Source organism: Butyricimonas sp. DFI.6.44, from assembly GCF_022132345.1.
GTDB lineage: Bacteria > Bacteroidota > Bacteroidia > Bacteroidales > Marinifilaceae > Butyricimonas > Butyricimonas muris.
Genome location: NZ_JAKNJD010000013.1, coordinates 1 through 18,216 on the forward strand (window position 1 = coordinate 1; position 18,216 = coordinate 18,216).

Consider the following 18,216-nt stretch of genomic DNA (forward strand, 5'->3'; position numbering starts at 1 on the left):
TTAGGACGCAAGATTTTCATTCTTGTAACACGGGTTCGATTCCCGTACGGACTACCGAGAAGGTAGTGGATATTTAATGGTCCGTTCGTCTAGGGGTTAGGACGCAAGATTTTCATTCTTGTAACACGGGTTCGATTCCCGTACGGACTACAAAGTTGAATTAAATTAATTTGTAGAGATGGCAAATCATCAATCATCAGAAAAAAGAATACGGCAGAGCGAGAAGAGAAAATTACATAATCGTTACTACGCTAAAACTGCTAGAAATGCCGTTAGGAAACTACGTGCGTTGACTGAGAAAGAGGCTGCAGCAGATTTGTTACCGAAAGTTTCATCTATGTTAGATAAGCTTGCGAAAAAGAATATTATCCACAAAAACAAAGCTGCAAACTTGAAATCGAAGTTGGCTTTGCACGTGAATAAGCTGTAATTTCAATAGACATAAGATATTAGGGTAATAGGTCTTGAGCTTGTTACCTTTATTTTTTATGTGTCGGGTAATCTTGAGAATTTATTCTTAAGATTTTTTTTATTTTGAAAAAAATGGTTACATTACCGGCTGTAAAGATAAGGTTATGGCTGGAGAATATATTCCTATTTCCTCGTGGGCGGAGGATGATAAGCCCCGGGAAAAGATGTTGGCGAACGGCGTCGCCACGCTTTCCACAAATGAGTTGCTCGCTATCCTGTTGCGCTCGGGAAGCGGCGGGGAGTCTGCTCTTGATCTTGCCCGGCGTATGCTGGCGGATTGCAATAATGACTTGAATACTTTGGCGCGCTTGTCCGTGACGGATTTCATGAACCGTTACAGGGGAGTGGGCATGGCAAAAGCAGCCTCGATTATCGCCGCGGTGGAGATCGGGCGGCGCAGAGCGTTGGCTGCCGCCCGAGAAGAGCCCGTGCTGACGACAAGCCGGGATCTGTATGACTATCTGCAACCGCTTATCGGGGATTTGGATCACGAGGAGTTCTGGGTGGTTACCCTTTCGAGTGCCTGTCGGATAAAGTCATGTGAACGTTTGTTCTCCGGAGGTATGGAAAACACGATTATCGATATCCGGATGGTGTTCCGGAAAGTGTTGGAAGCCAAAGCGTGTTCTATCGTTATCGCACACAACCACCCTAGCGGTAACAATCGTCCGAGTCCGCAGGATATTGCTCTGACGAAAAAGATTCAGGAAGCGGGAAGGTTGTTGGATATCATTCTGCTTGATCATATTATCGTTTGCCCCGATCGATATTATAGTTTTGCGGATAATGGGATGTTGTGAATTTTAGATTTGATGATTTTAGATTTTAGATTGAGGGCGTAAATCACTTAATTGTTATATCTTTGTGGCAGCATATTGTGCCACATTGACACTCGTTTTGTTTGTCAATGTGGCATGTTGACTTGTTGGCAGGGATTTTGCTTGAAAAAAGTAGCTTAATTTGTTTATTCATAAAAAAATATATACGATATGTCAGAAGAGAAGAGAGCGACTCACGAGGAAGAACTGGAGGAGTCACAGAATGTTGAGAATGAGGTAGAAGAAAAGTCTCACAAGAAGAAAGAGGATAAATCTTGCAAAAAGGAAGAGAGTAAATTGGAAGAGTTGGGACAAAAGCTGGCGGAGATGAATGACAAATATCTGCGGTTGTCGGCGGAATTTGATAATTACCGGAAACGTACTTTGAAAGAGAAAATGGAATTGACGAAGAGTGCCGGGGAGCAGATATTGACAAATATTCTGCCTGTGGTGGATAACTTCGAGAGAGCCTTGAAGAGTATGAGCGTGTCAAAGGATGTGGCAGCCTTGAAAGAAGGGGTGGATTTGATCTATGCTAATTTCAAGACGTTCCTAACGCAAAACGGGGTGAAGGAGATCGAGACGGACGGGGTGGATTTTAACACGGATATTCACGAGGCTGTGACCACTATTCCCGCACCGACTCCCGAATTGAAGGGGAAAGTGCTGGATTGTATCGAGAAAGGATATTATTTGAACGATAAGGTGATGCGTTTCGCGAAAGTGGTTGTAGGCGAATAAATTAAGATTGCGTGGTAATGGAAAAGAGAGATTATTATGAAGTGTTGGGCGTGTCTAAAAATGCCGATGCTACCGAAATAAAAAAAGCGTATCGCAAACTAGCATTGAAGTATCATCCGGATAAGAACCCGGGTGACAAGGAGGCGGAGGAGAAGTTCAAGGAGGCTGCCGAGGCGTACGATGTGTTGAGCAATGACGATAAAAGGCGCCGTTACGATCAGTTCGGACACGCCGGGATGGGTGGTGCCGGTGGTTTCGGAGGTGGAGGTATGAGCATGGATGATATCTTCTCTCATTTTGGGGATATCTTTAGTGGGATGGGCGGTTTTGGCGGCTTCAGCGGTTTCGGCGGGGGCGGACGTTCAGCCCGTAGGGTGAACCGGGGTACGAATCTGCGGGTGAAGGTGAAATTGAACCTGCAAGAAGTAGCTACCGGAGTTGAAAAGAAAATTAAAGTGAAAAAATACGTGGCTTGCCAGCATTGTAGCGGCACGGGTGCGAAAGACGGGAAGTCTTTCACGACTTGCTCGACCTGTAACGGTTCGGGACAGGTTACCCGGGTGCAGAATACAATTCTCGGTGCCATGCAGACGACTTCCACCTGTCCCACTTGCGAGGGTGAAGGAAAGATTATCAACGAGAAGTGTACCTATTGTAACGGAGAGGGCGTGTTGTTGTCGGAAGAGGTGATCACGATTAATATTCCGGCAGGGGTGGCAGAAGGGATGCAGCTGTCATTGGGCGGTAAAGGCAATGCTGCCCGTCGCGGAGGTGTGAATGGAGATTTGATTGTGCTGGTGGAAGAAGACGAGCATCCTGATCTGGTAAGGGACGGCAATGATTTGTTGTATAACGTGTTTATCGGTTACCCCGAAGCGGTTTTGGGAGAAACGGTAGAGATTCCGACGATAGAGGGCAAGGTGAAAGTGAAAATAGAGGCAGGAACTCAACCGGGTAAAATATTGCGTTTGCGCGGAAAAGGTTTGCCGGACGTGAACGGGTACGGGAAAGGTGACCTGTTGGCGAAGGTGAACGTGTGGATTCCGAAGAACTTGTCGAAAGACGAGAAAAAGTTAGTGGAGAAAATGAAAGAAACGACCGGATTCAAGCCCGGAAGTAATGACAAGAAAAGCATATTCTCCAAGATGAAGGATTTTTTTGAATAGAACAAATTTATGATTACACTGACACAACTGGAATATATTGTAGCCGTTGACGAGCATCGGCATTTTGCCACGGCAGCGGATAGTTGCTTCGTGACACAGCCGACGCTGAGTATGCAAATCAAAAAGTTGGAAGACGATCTCGGTGTAATCATTTTTGACAGGAGCCGACAACCGGTGGTGCCCACGGATATCGGGGCAAAACTGATCGCTCAGGCACGGACGGTTTTATCGGCGACACAAAGAATAAAAGAAATTATCAACGAGGAAAAACAGGAGGTGGCAGGCTCTTTGAAGATCGGGATTATTCCCACGTTGGCCCCCTACCTGTTACCTATTTTTATAGGGGATTATATCCGCCGTTATCCAGCCGTGAAGGTCGAGGTTGAGGAGTTGGTATCCGAAGAGATTATCAAGCGATTGAAACGGGACACGTTGGACGCGGGTATTTTTGTTACGCCTTTCCATGACGAGAAGATCGTGGAACGCCCCGTCTTTTATGAAGAAATGATGATCTACGCTCACGCCGGTCATGAACTTTTGAAGAAGAAAGACGTAGAAATACAGGATATCGCCACTCCCGATATATGGATGCTGGGTGACGGTCATTGTTTTCGCGATCAAGTGGTGAACTTGTGCGATATGCACGACACGCAGCACAAGAACCTGCCCTTTGATTTCGAGAGCAATTCGTTGGAAACATTGATGAAGATCGTGGATAGGGAAGGCGGTTTTACTTTAATCCCGGAACTGGCATTGTTGTATATGACGGAGGAGAAAAAAAAGCAAGTTCGTTCGTTCACGACCTATAAGCCTTTGCGGGAGGTGAGCGTCATTTATTCGCGCCACTACACGAAGCAGAAGTTGATAGACCTGCTTTGCGAGGATATCAAACAGGTGGTCCCCCCGGGAATGTTGAAGAAGGAAAGAGGGAGGATCGTCGAATGGAAAAAATAAGATAAATGTAATACCCTAAGAAGATGGATAGTATCAAGAAGAGTTTTTTAGAGGCACAGCAGGTGTTGGCTGATTTTGTGGCGGATGACGAGAAGTTGAAACAGGTCGGGTTGGCAGCCGAGATATTATCCCGGATTCTGAAAAGCGGCGGTAAGGTGATTAGCTGCGGTAATGGCGGTTCCATGAGTGACGCCATGCATTTCGCGGAAGAATTTACAGGACGCTTCAGGGGTGACCGCCCGGCATTGCCTGCCGTGGCGATTTCCGACCCGACGCACTTGACGTGTGTGGCGAATGACTTCGGTTTTGATTATGTGTTTTCCCGGTACGTGGAGGCGCACGGGAAAGCGGGGGATGTCCTGCTGGCTATCAGCACGTCCGGTAATTCGGCAAATGTCGTGAATGCCGTGAATACAGCGCATGAGCGGGGAATGCTGGTGATCGGGCTGACAGGTAAGGACGGCGGTAAGATGAAGAATTTATGCGATGTGAATATTTGTGTCCCGTGGAATGGTTATTCCGACCGGATACAGGAGATTCATATCAAGATTATTCACATCTTGATAGAACAGATCGAGTTGCATTTGTTCGGTGAATAGATATAAAGGTGTATGACACATATTTTTTTTAAACGAAATAGTTATGGGAAATAAAATTAATGACCCTATCGCCCGATTGATGGGGTTGAGGTACAAGTCACATCCGTGGCATGGGTTGGATATCGGGCCGGATTTTCCGGCAGTGGTGACGGCATTTATCGAGATGGTGCCTACCGATACGGTGAAGTACGAGTTGGATAAAGTGAGCGGTTATATCAAGATTGACCGTCCGCAGAAGTATTCAAACGTGGTTCCTGCGTTGTACGGTTTTTTGCCGCAGACTTATTGCGGGGATCTGGTTGCTGACTATTGCATGGAGCAAACCCAGCGGGCGGATATACACGGTGACGGCGACCCGTTGGATATTTGCGTGTTGACAGAGAAAACGATATCCCACGGGGATATTATTGCAGAGGCTCGCCCGATCGGGGGATTCCGTATGTTGGACAAGAACGAGGCTGACGATAAGATTATCGCCGTGTTGAAACATGATGCCACGTATAGTATTTATAACGATATATCCGAGTTGCCACACGTGGTGATCGATCGTTTGAAACACTATTTCCTGACCTACAAGGATCTTCCGGGAGAAGAACGCCGCACGGAAATTACCCACGTGTATAATAAGGAAGAAGCCTACGAGGTGATTCGTAGAAGTGCGGAAGACTACAAAAATCACTTCCAAGGCTTGGAGGATATCTTGAGTCGGGTTTAAACGTGAATTGATTCTGTGATTGTCGATTGATTGATTTCGTGATTCTATAATCACCTAATCGTCAATCATAAAATCACTGAATTTTTTTATCCTCCCCACCCTTCGCGATCGAGGCTGCGATACTGTATGGCTTCGGCGATGTATTCGGGTTTTATTTTTTCACTGTGTTCCAAGTCCGCTATTGTGCGGGATAGTTTTATGATGCGGTCGTATGCTCTGGCTGATAGGCCGAAACGTTGCATAGCGATTTTCAGCAAGGCGGTGCATCTATCATCCAAAAGACAATATTTTTTCAACAGAGGTGACGTCATCTGGGCGTTGCAATATATGCCTTGATGCTCGCGGAATCGGGCAGTCTGTATTTCTCTGGCGGCAATCACCCGCTCGCGAATGGCGGCACTGGGTTCGCTTTCGGTGTTGCTGGTCATTTTATCCAGTTCGACGGGGACGACTTCGATATGTATGTCAATGCGATCAAGCAGGGGACCCGATATTTTGGACAGGTATTTATGCACGGCTCCCGGCGGACAGTTGCACTCTTTGGTGGGGTGATTGTAGTAACCGCAGGGGCAGGGGTTCATGGAAGCGATGAGCATGATATTTGCCGGGTATTCCACGCTGAATTTGGAACGACTGATGGAAATCATCCGGTCTTCCAGCGGTTGGCGTAAAACTTCCAGTACAGATCTCTGAAATTCGGGTAGTTCGTCAAGGAATAATATTCCGTTATGTGCCAGTGAAATCTCCCCGGGTTGAGGCCAAGAGCCGCCACCGACAAGAGCCACGTTCGAGATCGTGTGGTGGGGGGATCGGAAAGGACGGTTGACGATCAGGGAATTGTTGTTTTGTATTTTTCCCGCGACGGAGTGTATCTTGGTTGTTTCGAGAGCTTCTTCCGTGGTCATGGGCGGCAGGATTGTCGGTAATCTTCGGGCGAGCATGGTCTTCCCCGAACCCGGTGAGCCAATCATGATCATATTGTGTCCGCCCGCGGCGGCGATTTCCATGGCTCTTTTCACGTTCTCTTGTCCCTTAACGTCTTTGAAATCCAATAATTCGTTGTCGGAGTGCTGTTCCATGATTTTCCGGTCGAACACCGCGGGGGAGAATGATTTTTCTTTTTTCAAGAAAGCAATGACCTCGTTGATATGCCGGAAGCCATATACCTCGAAATCTTGAACAACAGCGGCCTCATTGGCATTCTGATGGGGGAGGATGATTCCTTTGAATCCTTCTTTTTTCGCGTGAATGGCAATGGGTAGTACGCCTTTTACGGCTTGCAGGCTTCCGTCAAGGGACAATTCGCCCATGATGACGTAGTGTTCCAAGTCGGCATCAGGAAGTTGTTCATTGGCAGCCAGAATACCGATACCTATCGGGAGATCGTAAGCGGAGCCTTCCTTCTTCACGTCGGCGGGAGCCATATTGATAATAACTCTTTTACCCGGGATTTTAAGTCCTATTTCCCGGAGGGCGGAATCGATGCGTTGTTGACTTTCTTTCACGGCATTGTCCGGTAATCCCACGATGATGAATTTAGCTCCCCAGAGGATGTTTACTTCTATTGTAATTGTAATAGCATTGATGCCGTACACGGCACCGCCGAATATTTTGACTAACATAACTGTCGATCTTTATTTCACATACAGGTTGGTAAGTTAGGATTATTTTACACGGAAACAAAATGGATAGGGTTATTTTTTCTCTTCGAGTTTTTCCAGTGAAACTTTTTCTCCGTCGAATTTGGCATACGTGAAATGAGTAATCCAGTCTCCCGTGTTGATATAATAGCTGGATTCCGCCAGTTGCATAAAGATGGGAAGGTGGCGATGACCGAAAATGAAGTAATCGATGTGCCGTTCCTGCAATACTTTCTTGCAATACAGCACGATCTCTTCTTTGTCATCTCCCAAGTATTCTCTCGCGTCTATTTTTCCGTTTCCTTTTAGTCGGGAGTGTGCCGACCATCTGTTTGCCAAAGCGATACCCCAGTCGGGATGAATCAGCCGGAAGCATTTTTGCAGGAAACGATTGTGGAAGGCTTTGCTGAGGAAAAGATAGCCTTTGTCATTCGGGTTGAGTCCGTCGCCGTGTCCGATAAGGAAGGATTTCCCGTTCATTTCGATTTCGAACATGGAGGTGTGCAGGATCACCCCACATTCCTTTGCCAAGTAGTCGAACGCCCAGATGTCATGATTTCCGGTAAAAAAATGAACTTTTATCCCGCTGTCGGTGAAATTGGCGAGTTCTGCCAGAAAGCGCACGTGTCCTTTGGGAACCACGTGTTTGTATTCGAACCAGAAATCGAACATATCACCCAACAGGTAGAGCTCCGAGCAAACGGGTTTTATCTTTTTCAAAAAATCCACGAGCATCAATTCCCTTTCCCGGTTATTTTTCAATAGTTTGGCACCCAAGTGTGCATCGGAGAGGAAATAAACGTTCTTACCCTGCATGATGATATGTTCGTTCTGTTTTTATTATTTCTTCAATAAAGTGTTCAAACGATCTTCCAGACGACTGCCGTACAAGTTCTTGCCGACAATCTCTTTTTTCTGGTTGATGATATAGTTTGCCGGAATATTTTTGATGTTCCAGCTTGCGGCAGCTCTGCTTTGCAAACCACCTTCATCCCATACGCAAATCCAGTTGATCTTGTTCTGTTTTATGATTTCTTCCCACAGCAATCTGTTTTTATCCAGACAGACCATGTAGATTTCAACGCCCTGTTTCTTGAATTTGTCATACACCGTTTTCATCTCCTTGATGTATTCCTGACTTTCTTTGGCGGTGATTAGCCCGAAGTCGAGCACGATATATTTATCTTTCAGGGAGAGCAATGATACCGGTTTCCCCTCTGTGTTGGGAAGAGTGATGTCCGGCAGAGAACTTTCCGAGTTGTTGATCACGGCTGCCAATTGCTGGTTGCGGATCGCTTGGGATATTTCTTTCAAATGGTTCATGATCGCTTTCGTGTATTGCGATTCCGGGTACAAAGCGGTTAATGACGATGCCACTACCTTGAAATAATGAAGGTCTTCTATCTCGTCCATGATACCGAGATTTCCTCCGATTTTCTGGTACAGGGCGTAGTAGGATGCCGGAGAGGTCGCGTGTTTGATGATAAAATCCCGGGTGAAGTTGATCTGTTTGTTTATAGCCTCCTCCCAAGCTTTGGCGTATTCTTCTCTTTGTTTGTCGTAAGCAGGCTCCTGCGGCAGCGCCTGATAGGATTTTCTCAAGGAGTCGGTCAGCGTGATCGTGCGATCGAGTTGGAAGTTTAATAATTTGATCCACAATGAATTTTCCGATCCATCTACCCAATAGTTGTTCTTGATGTCATCGAGTTTTCCACTTATTTCTATTTTTTCTTCCGGAGTGGCGATGATTGTAACCTGCTCGTTATTAGCGAATTTTAGCGCATAGAAGGTCGGTAGGTCAACATTAATCTTGAAAGTAAACTCTCCTTTCTTGTTAATTTTTGTTGAGTCTATAACTTTCCGGGAACTCACGTCAATTTGTTCCAAGTATACTTTCGTGTTGTCCGCGTCTTTGATGGCTCCGGTGATCTCGACATTCGTTTTCTTGCTGCAAGAAGCGATAAGAACTACAAATAGCCCGAATAGTAATATTTTTCTCATAGTTTGTTGGAATGATAAATAATCTACATCTATATTGAAATTCGAAAGTAATACTTTTTTTCGATTTTTTACATCAATAGAGAGAGAATTTGAATAAAAAAACCGTTAATAAATTGTTAATGCTCTGTTTTAGAGTATGTGGATTGAAATAAAGTTTTATTTTTGCAAACGATGAAACAGCAAAAAATGAATATACGCGCCCTTTTGTTATTGGTTGTTTTCCTTTTAGGGACAATCGGGGTAAATGTGAGTAAGGTGTACTGCCATCGTTGTCAGGAAACTTATTCGCGTTTGATATTCATTCCTGCTGATACGCCGTGTCCTTGTACGCACGGTTGTGTTTGTTGTCACTCGTGCCATAATATGCACAAAAAGAATTGTGATAACGCGAAACAACAGCATACATATTATAAGGTCTACGGCGAGTGGGCTGCTTCTCATTTCGAGGTGCAGTTCAGCGATATGGTGATGGAGGTGGATTCTGCCCCTGTCTTTTCCGATCGTGCTACATCTATTGTCAAATCATTTAATCCTGCCTTGACGTACACGGATAATTCTCCGCCATTGGAGTTGCTGTGTACATTCCGTTGTTGATTTATTTCTGTTCCGTGAAGAAGGAATCCCCGCGGGTCCCTTTCAGACTGGTCGTGCGTGTATGCTTGGCCGAGAAGTATTATGTGTGAATTGAAACTAAAATCAAGAGCGAAAGTAATTGTATGAGAAATCTTTTTATTATGGTGTGTTTGTTCGCGTCCTTCGGATTGCAGGCGCAAACAATTAAAGGCCGGGTTATGGAGGAAACAGCCGATGGCGAGGAACCGCTTGCCGGGGCAAACGTGTATTGGGTTGGAACGAGCAAAGGAGCCGTGACGGACGGTAACGGAGAGTTCAAGTTGAAGTGGGAGAAGGTGGGAAAGTTGGTAATCAGCTTTATCGGTTATCGGTCGGATACTATTCAAGTGAAATCGACGGATAAGTTTGTTACCTGTACGTTGCAATCCGGGGAGTTGTTGGATGAAGTGAACGTGCAAGCCCGGAAGCAAAGTACGGTGATGACGACCAATCGTCCGTTGATCGAGCAATTGATTACCGGGGAGGAATTGTGTAAAGCCGCTTGCTGTAACTTGGGCGAAAGTTTCGAGACCAATGCGTCCGTGGATGTTTCTTACGCGGATGCGGTGACGGGAGCAAAACAGATTCAGTTGCTCGGGCTGACGGGAAAATACGTGCAGATGATGACGGAGAATATGCCTAATTTTAGGGGACTTGCTTCTCTGTACGGGTTGACTTATATTCCCGGTCCTTGGATGTCGGCTATTTCCGTGTCTAAAGGTACCGGTTCGGTTATCAACGGCTACGAGTCGATGGCAGGCCAGATCAGCGTGGATTACAAGAAACCCCGTGATCCGGAATTGTTTTCGGCAAACGTGTTTACCAGTAGCGAGGGGATGTACGAGTTTAACTCTAATTTCAGTATCCGTTTCAATGATAAATGGAGCACGATGTTCCTTTTGCACGGGGACTGGATGGAGGAGCCGCACGACGGGAATAAGGACGGTTTTCTGGATATGCCCGAAAAGACACAGTATAACGTGATGAATCGTTGGGCGTACAAGGATGATTCTTGGTTCCTTCAATTCGGTGGAAAGTTTATCGACGAAACTCGTGAGGGGGGACAAACCTCGCACGGGGGACATGCCGAGCCGAATCCGACCTACGGGCTTTACAAGATAGGTATCGATACGCGTCGTTACGAGGGATTCTTGAAGTTAGGGTATCTGATGCCTCAATACGAGAACACGAGTATGGCATTGCTGCTGAATTACACGGATCACACGCAGGATTCGTATTACGGGAAGAAAATATATAACGCGGGACAAAAGAGTTTCTTCGCTAATTATATTTATCAGTCCATATTCGGGAATAATCCGGGACAGATGTACTCGGCAGGTATTAGTTTTACTTATGACAAGTATGACGAGGATTTCTGCGATCAATTGGTCGTGGCGGACGGACTCGAGGGGGTGGATGCTACTTTCAAGCGCGAGGAGCGTGTTCCGGGGGCTTTCTTCCAGTACACGGGAGAGTTTTTGGACGAGCGGTTTGTCGTGATGGCGGGTTTGCGTTATGATTATCACAATATTTTCGGTAATATCTGGACGCCCCGGGCTCATATCATGTATAAGCCGGATGAGTTCACGAATATAAAAGCTACTTTCGGACGGGGATTACGCACGGCGAATATTCTCGCGGAGAATAGCTACCTCTTGGCTTCTGCCGCTAATTTTTACGTGGAAGGTAAGTTATTGGCTAAGAATCCTCACTTGTTGGACGAGTTGAAGATGGAAGATTCTTGGAATTTCGGGGCAAACGTGAACCGGAAGTTTACTTTGTTCGGACGCACGTTGAATGTTAATCTTGATTACTATCACACGAAGTTCAACGATCAAGTGGTAGTGGATAACGAAACGACATTCGATCAGGTGAATTTCTATAATCTGGAAGGGAAGTCCTATTCCAATTGCTATCAGGCAGAGGTGAAATACGAATTGATTCCTCGTCTGGAAGCGACGGTGGCATATCGTTATAATGACGTGAAGACCACGATTAAAGGAGAGTTGAGACGTACCCCGTTTACCAGTCGTTACAAAGGTATGGTGAACTTGTCGTATTTCACGAACCTGAAAAAGTTGCAGTTCGATTTCACCACGCAGTTCAACGGTTCCGGTCGTTTACCCGAACAGGGAGGCATTGCTGATGAGTTTCGGGTTGCACCTCGTTTCGATGCATTCCAGATTATGAACGCTCAGGTGACAAAATATTTCCGCTTGTGGAGTGTTTATGCCGGATGCGAGAATATCGGCGATTTCACGCAGAAAAATCCGATCGTGAACGCTCACGATCCTTGGAGCAGTACGTTCGACTCGTCGAAAGTCTGGGGCCCTCTTCATGGACGTAAATTCTATATCGGTTTGCGTTTTGCTTTAGACCGGAAAGGATGAGATAAAAACTAAAAGATAAAAGTTGAAGACTAAAAATTGATAATAAATAAATATTTGAATATGAAAACAATGAAGATTTTATTTACGCTGGTAGTGTTCGTAATGATGGGTTTAACCGTGAATGCGCAAGCAAAAAAAGATACGACTGTTATTTTCAAGGTGGGAATCCATTGTCCTTCTTGTAAAGCGAAGTTAGACAAGAATATGCCTTTCGAGAAAGGGATAAAGGATTACAAGTTGAATATGAAGGATTCTACCGTGTTGGTGACTTATCGTATGGATAAGAACTCCTTGCCGGGATTGAAAGCGGCTATCGAAAGACATGACGTGAAAGTTCTTGCTTTGTGTGACAAAGACGGTAAAGTTATCAAATGCGACAAAGGACACAAATGTTGCAAAGAAGGTGCAAAAGCAGAGTGCAAAGGAGATTGCAGCCAATGTGACCACAAGAGCGGAAAGCATGAATGTGAAGGCAAATGTGATCATCACAAAAAAGATCAAACGTGCAAGGGAGAATGCGGTGACAATTGCTGCTCTAAAACCGGAAAGAAAGAAGATTGCTGCAAAAAGAAATAAGAGGAAGGTGTGTCGAAACACACCTTCTCGTCCGTAAGGTCTGAAAGTCCATAATGTCGTAAGGCCAAATGTACGGGTGATGTATGTATTATGATAGTGTATATCATTGCGTTATGAAATAATGGACTTTATGGACTTTAGGAGCCGAAGGCTCGACTTTATGGACTTTACAGACTAAAATAGGGTGGCAAAGCCACCCTATTTTTTATTGTTCCTGAATGAATTGATTCATTTTTTCGAAGTGACGTTCCATGTCTTGTAGAAGGCGGACTTGCACTTTTGTCCGTTGCAGGTTGTGCTCCGGGTAGGTGATCGGGTAATAATGATCACCGTCAAGGTAATCCGTCAGGAAACGTACCGCTTGCAAATAGGTCATCAGAATACATCCTTGTGCCAGTGTTTTTTTCTCTCTTAGGGTAAAGAGGTGTTTTGCCTTTTCCATGAATCCGGCAGTGAACGCCTCAAAAAATGCCATGTTGAATACCACTTCATCAAGGTTGCGGGTTTCTTCCCCGGCCGAGTTACAAGCGGAACGGATGGCATCCCCGAAATCATAATGCACGATTCCCGGCATCACGGTATCCAGATCAATCACGCATAGCGGGCGATCGTTGTGGTCGAACAAAAGATTGTTGGCTTTCGTGTCGTTATGTGTCACCCGAAGCGGAAGGAACCCGTCGTCTTTCAGCTGCTGTAATTCGAGCATTTGCTTGTCGAATTTCTTTAAATATTCGAGCAATTCTTTACTTGACTCGATTCTTTCAGGGCTGGCTTTTGCCAGTGCTTCCTTTAATTCTCGCTGGCGTCGGGGAACGTTATGGAATAAAGGAATCGTTTCCGTCAATAATCTGGCGTCAAAATCGGATATCCGGTTTTCGAATTCGCCGAACCCGATACCCACTTGATAAGCGATCTGGGAGTCCGGAATGACGTCGTAACTCTTTGAGCCTTTGATAAACAAGGAGAGAGTCCAGTAGTTCCCTTCGTAATCCTTGTGATATGCGTTTCCTTTGTCCGTGTAGAAATACGTGATGTATTTACGGGTGATATCACTCACCTTGTGCCGGATAAGACGGTTGCGAATGTGTCCGCATACCAGTTCCTTGTTCTTCACGAGTTTTGGAATATCCTTGAATACGTTGCTATTGAGCCGTTGAAGGATATATTCAACATCCTCATCTACCTTGACGAGATAAGTGTCGTTGATGTGCCCGGACCCGTAAGGCGTGGCTGACACGAATCGACCGCTGGATACGAACGTGTCGTATATCTTCTTTAGTTTATCCATGGCGTTGTTTTTTTATGTTTTCCCGTTGTTTTTTTTATTTCCCCATGTCTGTGTACAGCCCTTCCCCGTCGAATTTTTGTAGGGCATTGTTCACTAGTTCCGTGTCTTCCTTGTAAGTGACACCAAACCATTTTGCGCTGGTGTTCAGTACTTTCACTTTCACGGTCTTCTGCTTGATCAGTTCGTCTACCACGAACGGGATGTATATCTCCGATTTCGGGTTATTGCTGTTGGCATGATAAAAGTCGACAAACTGTTTTTCGATTTCTCCGAAAAGCATAGGCGTGAATCCCCAGAAATTCATGGATACCACATCGTCCTCGTGGAGGATAACACCGGAGTTCATGTCTTTGATAACCGCACCCTCACGTCCGATTTTGGTGCGTTCCGTGATGCTGGTCAGGAAGTTGTCTTTGTCCGCGGTACATACTCCCCGCGATACGGTACCGTTTTCCGACAGCGTGGCTGCTAACCGGTAACCGGCAAGGCTGAAACAGTTTTCGTCCGGATTATTTGCGATGAAATCATGCATCTTCACGAAAGCATCCCGACCGTAGAAGTCATCGGCGTTAATAGCGATAAAAGGTTCGTTGATGCTGTCTTTTGCCGACCAGATAGCGTGTGCCGTACCCCACGGTTTCTCCCGTTCGATAGGAGGCATATTTCCGGGTAGTCGATCCATTTCCTGAAAACAATACACGGTTTCCACCAGACTTTCGGCATATTTCCCCACGGCTTCTTTAAATTCTTCTTCAAAGCTGCGGCGGATGATGAAAACGATCTTGTCAAATCCGGCATGCACGGCGTCATAAATGGAGTAGTGCAATAATGTTTTTTTGTGCGGTCCCAACAACGCGAGTTGTTTCAGACTACCGAACCGGGAACCCATACCGGCTGCCATAATGAGCAGGGTGGTTTTGTTTTTCTTTGTTTCCATAAATATATTTAATTTCTTATGAATAATCTCTTGTTAGGGCAAAACTAATAAAAAGTCGGGAAAGAAGCTAGCAAGATGTATTTGTTTTTATACTTCCTCCGTGATGTCCGGTTCCGGAAGTTGAGTCGGGGCATCTTGGGTGGGCAATGCTTCTACCGAACGCAGGTGGCGTTGTATGGCACGGGTGCGTTTTCCCATGACTTCTTCAAGTTGGTTGTTTGCCGTCTGGAGATTCTTTTGAGCTTTTTCGAGCATCCCGCCGAATTTGTCAAACTCGGTTTTCACGGCGCTCAAGATACGCCATACTTCGCTGCTTCGTTTTTGGATGGCTAAGCTACGGAATCCCATTTGCAGACTATTGAGGATAGCGGCAAGCGTGGTTGGTCCCGTCACGATGACATGATACTCCTGTTGTAACTGCTCCAACAGCGAGGAACGGCGAATCACTTCCCCGTAAATGCTCTCGAAAGGAAGAAACATGATACCGAAATCGGTCGTGTGGGGCGGGTCGAGGTATTTCTCCTGGATGTCTTTTGCCATACCCCGGATGGTCTGCTCTATATTGCGGGAGGCGGTTTCTACACGTTTCGGGTCACCGCTCTCGTGGGCTTCTAATAGTTGTTCGTAGATATCTTTCGGGAATTTGGCATCCACGGGGAGATAGACGGAGTCTTCGCCGTTGTCTTTTCCCGATAGTTTTATGGCGAACTCCACCAGTTTGTCCGAGCCTCTCTTTGTTTTGACATTCGTGTCATATTGTTCCGGTGCGAGGATTTGTTCAAGAAGCATGGAGAGTTGTACTTCTCCTATTGTTCCGCGTATTTTCACGTTGCTGAGTACTCGTTTTAGTCCTCCCACGTCTTGGGCGAGGGTCTGCATTTCTCCTAATCCTTTCTGCACGCTTTCGAGTTGTTTGCTCACGAGTTCGAATGATTGACCGATGCGCTCGTGAAGTGTTTTTTGTAGTTTTTCGTCCACGGTGGCACGCATCTCTTCCAGCCGTTTTTCCGTGTTTTGCAGAAGCTCCTGTTGGCGGGTACTCAGCTCGCCCAGTTTCTCCCGTTGCAGGCGATTCGAGGCGTTCATGCTTTCGGTGAAACTTTTCTGGAACGCTTCTATGGCGGCATTTGTTTGTGTGGTGATATTTTTTAGCGCTTCCCGGTGCTCCGTGCGAAAATTGTTGAGTGATGCGGCAAGTTCTTCTCTATCCTGTCGGGAGCGGTTCTCGTCCGCTTCCCGGTTATAGCGGAATTCCTCCCGGAATGCTTTTTCCACGCGGGCTATACTCTGTTCCAGTTGAACAAAAGATTCCCGGGCATCCGTGCTCTTTCGGGTGCGGAGCAAGATTACGAGCAGTATGATATTGAGGAGTAAAAGTGCTCCCCCGGTGATATACATGAATAATTCCATATTTCTGAGCCTTTAACGGTTCAAAAATATGGAAAATTACTCAGAGTTTGGTGAACTCCTGTCGGATTTGTTCCCGCTCGTGTGGAACGAAAATCAGTGCGGTCGTGTCATACCCCCGTTTCTGTGCCCTGTGTATAAGGTCTTGCAATTTTTGGGGAGGCAGTTTCGGCGTACGGCTCACGATCCAGAGGTGGTCGCATTGTGAACTGCCGATGAGGGCTGCGCTGTAATCCTTTTCAACCTCCAGAATGTGGTAGTCCGTGTTGAAAACCAGAAAAAACGTGACTCTCAGCACCCCGGGGCGAGTGGTGTCCGGGATATGTACTCTCCCGACAATCTCTTTTTTCTCTCCCGATAGACTGTCCCGATAGCCGCATCCGATGACTTCTATGTCGCCGTCGGGTTTGACAACATAGTTGGTTGTTACTCCGACCAGCCCCCGCTCGAAAGGATGGTCAAAACGTGCAATTTCATACCATAGGCCGACATACTTTTTCAAGTCGAGTGAGTCGATTGCCCGGTTGTTAATCGTTCCGTCGGATTGCGCTGTTACTGACGTGATATTGCATCCGACAAGCAATATCGCTACTAATAATGTTTTCATAGTACGAGTTGACAGTAAGGTGTTTAGTTACTCGTGATACGTGAAGCCGGGAGGTGAGGTTAGTTTATAAGGTTTATAAAGTTCATAAAGTTTATAAAGTATTCTTTAGTCGTAAAGTCGTAAGGTCCATAAGGTTTATAAGGTCATTGACCCTAGCGGGCGCTTGGTTTACGGCAGCGATGCTGCCGATAAACTTTGTCCGAAGGACATCCGTGACCTTATGGACCTTATGGACTTTACAGACCCTTATTTATTCTTGTTCGCCAATTGCCCGCAAGCCGCATCTATATCTTTACCTTTGCTGCGGCGGACGTTGACCACGATGTTCTTGCTTTCGAGGAAGCGAACGAATTGATCCCTGTTCGCATCGGGACTGTGGCGGTAGGGTGCGTTGTCGACCTCGTTATATTCGATGATATTGATTTTCACGGGAAATTGACGACAGAATAGCGCCAGTGCTTTGGCATCCTCAAGACTGTCATTTACGCCTTTCAGTAATAGATACTCGAAAGTGGGGCGAGTCCCTGTTTTGTCAACAAAGTATTTTATCGCTTCTGCCAATTCCGGGAGCGGGTATGCTTTGTTAATCGGCATGATTTTATCCCGTGTGGCATTTATCGCGGAGTGTAGAGAAATAGCGAGGTTGAAACGTACGTTGTCATCGGCAAGGCGCCGGATACCTTCCACTATTCCCGAGGTGGATAGCGTGAGGCGGGAAGGCGACATGCCCAATCCGTCATTTCCCGTGATACGGTCTATCGCTTGCAGCACGTTGTCGTAGTTCAATAACGGTTCTCCCATTCCCATGAATACAATATTGGAAAGCGATGTGCCTCTTTCTTCCGCTAGGCGTTTGACGGCAACTACTTGGTCGTATATCTCTTCCGGCAGCAGGTTGCGGGTGAATCCCAATCCTCCCGTGGCACAAAAACTACATTTCAGTTTACATCCCACCTGTGAGGACACGCAAGCTGTCGCTTTATCCCGGCTGGGGATAAGAACAGCCTCGATCAGATTACCGTCGGGCAATGTGAATCCTAACTTTGTAGTACCGTCGCTGCTTTCTTGCCGATGAGTAAGTTTACCGGTCTGTAAAGTGAATAGTGAGGCAAGACGTTCCCGGGTTTCTTTCGACAGGTTCCTCATATCATCAAAGTTCGTAACTCCCTTTTGCCAAAGCCATTGCCATATTTGCTTTGCCCTAAATGCCTTCTCCCCGTGTTGCACGAGGATTTCTGCCAACTCCTTTTGTGTGTATGCCCGTATATTTGTTTTTTCCATGTGTATTTTGCTT

At 46.1% G+C, this 18,216-nt stretch carries 18 protein-coding genes and 1 tRNA gene; 11 read left to right on the forward strand and 8 right to left on the reverse strand.

Annotated elements, in window-relative coordinates:
* The first annotated feature begins 78 nt into the window (after positions 1-78).
* The 8 genes from L0M98_RS17270 to L0M98_RS17305 all read left to right on the forward strand — a co-directional run bounded on the left by L0M98_RS17270 (position 79) and on the right by L0M98_RS17305 (position 5,464).
* Positions 79-150 (forward strand) — tRNA-Glu (locus L0M98_RS17270).
* Between the two features lie 28 nt (positions 151-178).
* On the forward strand, positions 179-430 hold the full coding sequence (gene rpsT / locus L0M98_RS17275; RefSeq protein ID WP_099291652.1) for a 30S ribosomal protein S20: 252 nt from the start codon (positions 179-181) through the stop codon (positions 428-430).
* A gap of 145 nt (positions 431-575) precedes the next feature.
* The gene (gene radC, locus L0M98_RS17280) at positions 576-1,271 is read left to right on the forward strand and encodes a RadC family protein (protein WP_099291653.1); all 696 of its coding nucleotides are present in this window, start codon (positions 576-578) and stop codon (positions 1,269-1,271) included.
* Positions 1,272-1,460: 189 nt separating this feature from the next.
* Entirely contained in the window at positions 1,461-2,030 is a 570-nt protein-coding gene (gene grpE / locus L0M98_RS17285; protein ID WP_099291654.1) for a nucleotide exchange factor GrpE, read from the forward strand.
* A gap of 17 nt (positions 2,031-2,047) precedes the next feature.
* Positions 2,048-3,196 carry a molecular chaperone DnaJ gene (gene dnaJ / locus L0M98_RS17290; protein WP_186975966.1) on the forward strand — a complete coding sequence of 383 codons (1,149 nt, stop codon included), beginning with the start codon at positions 2,048-2,050 and terminating at the stop codon, positions 3,194-3,196.
* Positions 3,197-3,205: 9 nt separating this feature from the next.
* Positions 3,206-4,150 (forward strand): LysR substrate-binding domain-containing protein, encoded by a 945-nt coding sequence (locus L0M98_RS17295; RefSeq protein WP_099291656.1) that lies wholly within the window; start codon positions 3,206-3,208, stop codon positions 4,148-4,150.
* Positions 4,151-4,173: 23 nt separating this feature from the next.
* Entirely contained in the window at positions 4,174-4,749 is a 576-nt protein-coding gene (gene lpcA, locus L0M98_RS17300) for a D-sedoheptulose 7-phosphate isomerase (RefSeq protein ID WP_227217158.1), read from the forward strand.
* A gap of 43 nt (positions 4,750-4,792) precedes the next feature.
* Positions 4,793-5,464, forward strand: a complete 672-nt coding sequence (locus L0M98_RS17305) for an inorganic pyrophosphatase (protein WP_099291658.1) — start codon at positions 4,793-4,795, stop codon at positions 5,462-5,464.
* Between the two features lie 86 nt (positions 5,465-5,550).
* Here L0M98_RS17305 and L0M98_RS17310 read toward each other — a convergent pair whose 3' ends face one another.
* From L0M98_RS17310 to L0M98_RS17320, 3 genes are all read right to left on the reverse strand, one after another.
* A complete protein-coding gene (locus L0M98_RS17310) occupies positions 5,551-7,086 on the reverse strand; it encodes a YifB family Mg chelatase-like AAA ATPase (protein ID WP_186975964.1) in 1,536 nt (511 codons plus the stop codon).
* A gap of 72 nt (positions 7,087-7,158) precedes the next feature.
* Entirely contained in the window at positions 7,159-7,920 is a 762-nt protein-coding gene (locus L0M98_RS17315; protein ID WP_227217157.1) for a UDP-2,3-diacylglucosamine diphosphatase, read from the reverse strand.
* A 24-nt stretch (positions 7,921-7,944) separates the two neighbouring features.
* Positions 7,945-9,105, reverse strand: coding sequence for a TlpA disulfide reductase family protein (locus tag L0M98_RS17320; RefSeq protein WP_099291661.1), 1,161 nt, complete (start codon positions 9,103-9,105; stop codon positions 7,945-7,947).
* 186 nt (positions 9,106-9,291) lie between these two features.
* Between L0M98_RS17320 and L0M98_RS17325 the strand changes: the two genes are divergently transcribed.
* The 3 genes from L0M98_RS17325 (at position 9,292) to L0M98_RS17335 (ending at position 12,683) form a co-directional block, all read left to right on the forward strand.
* Entirely contained in the window at positions 9,292-9,699 is a 408-nt protein-coding gene (locus L0M98_RS17325) for a hypothetical protein (protein ID WP_141560932.1), read from the forward strand.
* 140 nt (positions 9,700-9,839) lie between these two features.
* Positions 9,840-12,107, forward strand: coding sequence for a TonB-dependent receptor (locus tag L0M98_RS17330; protein WP_255723286.1), 2,268 nt, complete (start codon positions 9,840-9,842; stop codon positions 12,105-12,107).
* A gap of 60 nt (positions 12,108-12,167) precedes the next feature.
* Positions 12,168-12,683: a heavy-metal-associated domain-containing protein gene (locus tag L0M98_RS17335; RefSeq protein ID WP_099291664.1), complete on the forward strand. Its 516-nt coding sequence runs from the start codon at positions 12,168-12,170 to the stop codon at positions 12,681-12,683.
* 205 nt (positions 12,684-12,888) lie between these two features.
* Here the strand turns inward: L0M98_RS17335 and L0M98_RS17340 are convergent, their stop codons facing one another.
* The 5 genes from L0M98_RS17340 to rlmN all read right to left on the reverse strand — a co-directional run bounded on the left by L0M98_RS17340 (position 12,889) and on the right by rlmN (position 18,203).
* The gene (locus L0M98_RS17340; RefSeq protein WP_227217155.1) at positions 12,889-13,971 is read right to left on the reverse strand and encodes a phosphotransferase enzyme family protein; all 1,083 of its coding nucleotides are present in this window, start codon (positions 13,969-13,971) and stop codon (positions 12,889-12,891) included.
* Positions 13,972-14,005: 34 nt separating this feature from the next.
* Complete coding sequence (locus L0M98_RS17345) at positions 14,006-14,908, reverse strand: sugar phosphate nucleotidyltransferase (RefSeq protein WP_227217154.1); 903 nt, start codon at positions 14,906-14,908, stop codon at positions 14,006-14,008.
* 87 nt (positions 14,909-14,995) lie between these two features.
* Positions 14,996-16,318, reverse strand: a complete 1,323-nt coding sequence (locus L0M98_RS17350; protein WP_227217153.1) for a DNA recombination protein RmuC — start codon at positions 16,316-16,318, stop codon at positions 14,996-14,998.
* 40 nt (positions 16,319-16,358) lie between these two features.
* Positions 16,359-16,922 (reverse strand): lipocalin family protein, encoded by a 564-nt coding sequence (locus tag L0M98_RS17355; protein WP_227217152.1) that lies wholly within the window; start codon positions 16,920-16,922, stop codon positions 16,359-16,361.
* 246 nt (positions 16,923-17,168) lie between these two features.
* Positions 17,169-18,203, reverse strand: a complete 1,035-nt coding sequence (rlmN, locus tag L0M98_RS17360; protein WP_227217151.1) for a 23S rRNA (adenine(2503)-C(2))-methyltransferase RlmN — start codon at positions 18,201-18,203, stop codon at positions 17,169-17,171.
* Between the last annotated feature and the right edge of the window lie 13 nt (positions 18,204-18,216).

Bases quoted from the DNA above. Each gene is read 5' to 3' on its own strand.
- L0M98_RS17325 (WP_141560932.1), top strand. From the start codon at position 9,292: ATGAATATACGCGCCCTTTTGTTATTGGTTGTTTTCCTTTTAGGGACA.
- grpE (WP_099291654.1), top strand. From the start codon at position 1,461: ATGTCAGAAGAGAAGAGAGCGACTCACGAGGAAGAACTGGAGGAGTCA.
- L0M98_RS17355 (WP_227217152.1), bottom strand. From the start codon at position 16,922: ATGAAAACATTATTAGTAGCGATATTGCTTGTCGGATGCAATATCACG.
- rlmN (WP_227217151.1), bottom strand. From the start codon at position 18,203: ATGGAAAAAACAAATATACGGGCATACACACAAAAGGAGTTGGCAGAA.
- L0M98_RS17330 (WP_255723286.1), top strand. From the start codon at position 9,840: ATGGTGTGTTTGTTCGCGTCCTTCGGATTGCAGGCGCAAACAATTAAA.
- L0M98_RS17305 (WP_099291658.1), top strand. From the start codon at position 4,793: ATGGGAAATAAAATTAATGACCCTATCGCCCGATTGATGGGGTTGAGG.
- L0M98_RS17315 (WP_227217157.1), bottom strand. From the start codon at position 7,920: ATGCAGGGTAAGAACGTTTATTTCCTCTCCGATGCACACTTGGGTGCC.
- radC (WP_099291653.1), top strand. From the start codon at position 576: ATGGCTGGAGAATATATTCCTATTTCCTCGTGGGCGGAGGATGATAAG.
- L0M98_RS17335 (WP_099291664.1), top strand. From the start codon at position 12,168: ATGAAAACAATGAAGATTTTATTTACGCTGGTAGTGTTCGTAATGATG.
- dnaJ (WP_186975966.1), top strand. From the start codon at position 2,048: ATGGAAAAGAGAGATTATTATGAAGTGTTGGGCGTGTCTAAAAATGCC.
- rpsT (WP_099291652.1), top strand. From the start codon at position 179: ATGGCAAATCATCAATCATCAGAAAAAAGAATACGGCAGAGCGAGAAG.
- L0M98_RS17345 (WP_227217154.1), bottom strand. From the start codon at position 14,908: ATGGAAACAAAGAAAAACAAAACCACCCTGCTCATTATGGCAGCCGGT.
- L0M98_RS17350 (WP_227217153.1), bottom strand. From the start codon at position 16,318: ATGGAATTATTCATGTATATCACCGGGGGAGCACTTTTACTCCTCAAT.
- L0M98_RS17320 (WP_099291661.1), bottom strand. From the start codon at position 9,105: ATGAGAAAAATATTACTATTCGGGCTATTTGTAGTTCTTATCGCTTCT.
- L0M98_RS17310 (WP_186975964.1), bottom strand. From the start codon at position 7,086: ATGTTAGTCAAAATATTCGGCGGTGCCGTGTACGGCATCAATGCTATT.
- lpcA (WP_227217158.1), top strand. From the start codon at position 4,174: ATGGATAGTATCAAGAAGAGTTTTTTAGAGGCACAGCAGGTGTTGGCT.
- L0M98_RS17340 (WP_227217155.1), bottom strand. From the start codon at position 13,971: ATGGATAAACTAAAGAAGATATACGACACGTTCGTATCCAGCGGTCGA.
- L0M98_RS17295 (WP_099291656.1), top strand. From the start codon at position 3,206: ATGATTACACTGACACAACTGGAATATATTGTAGCCGTTGACGAGCAT.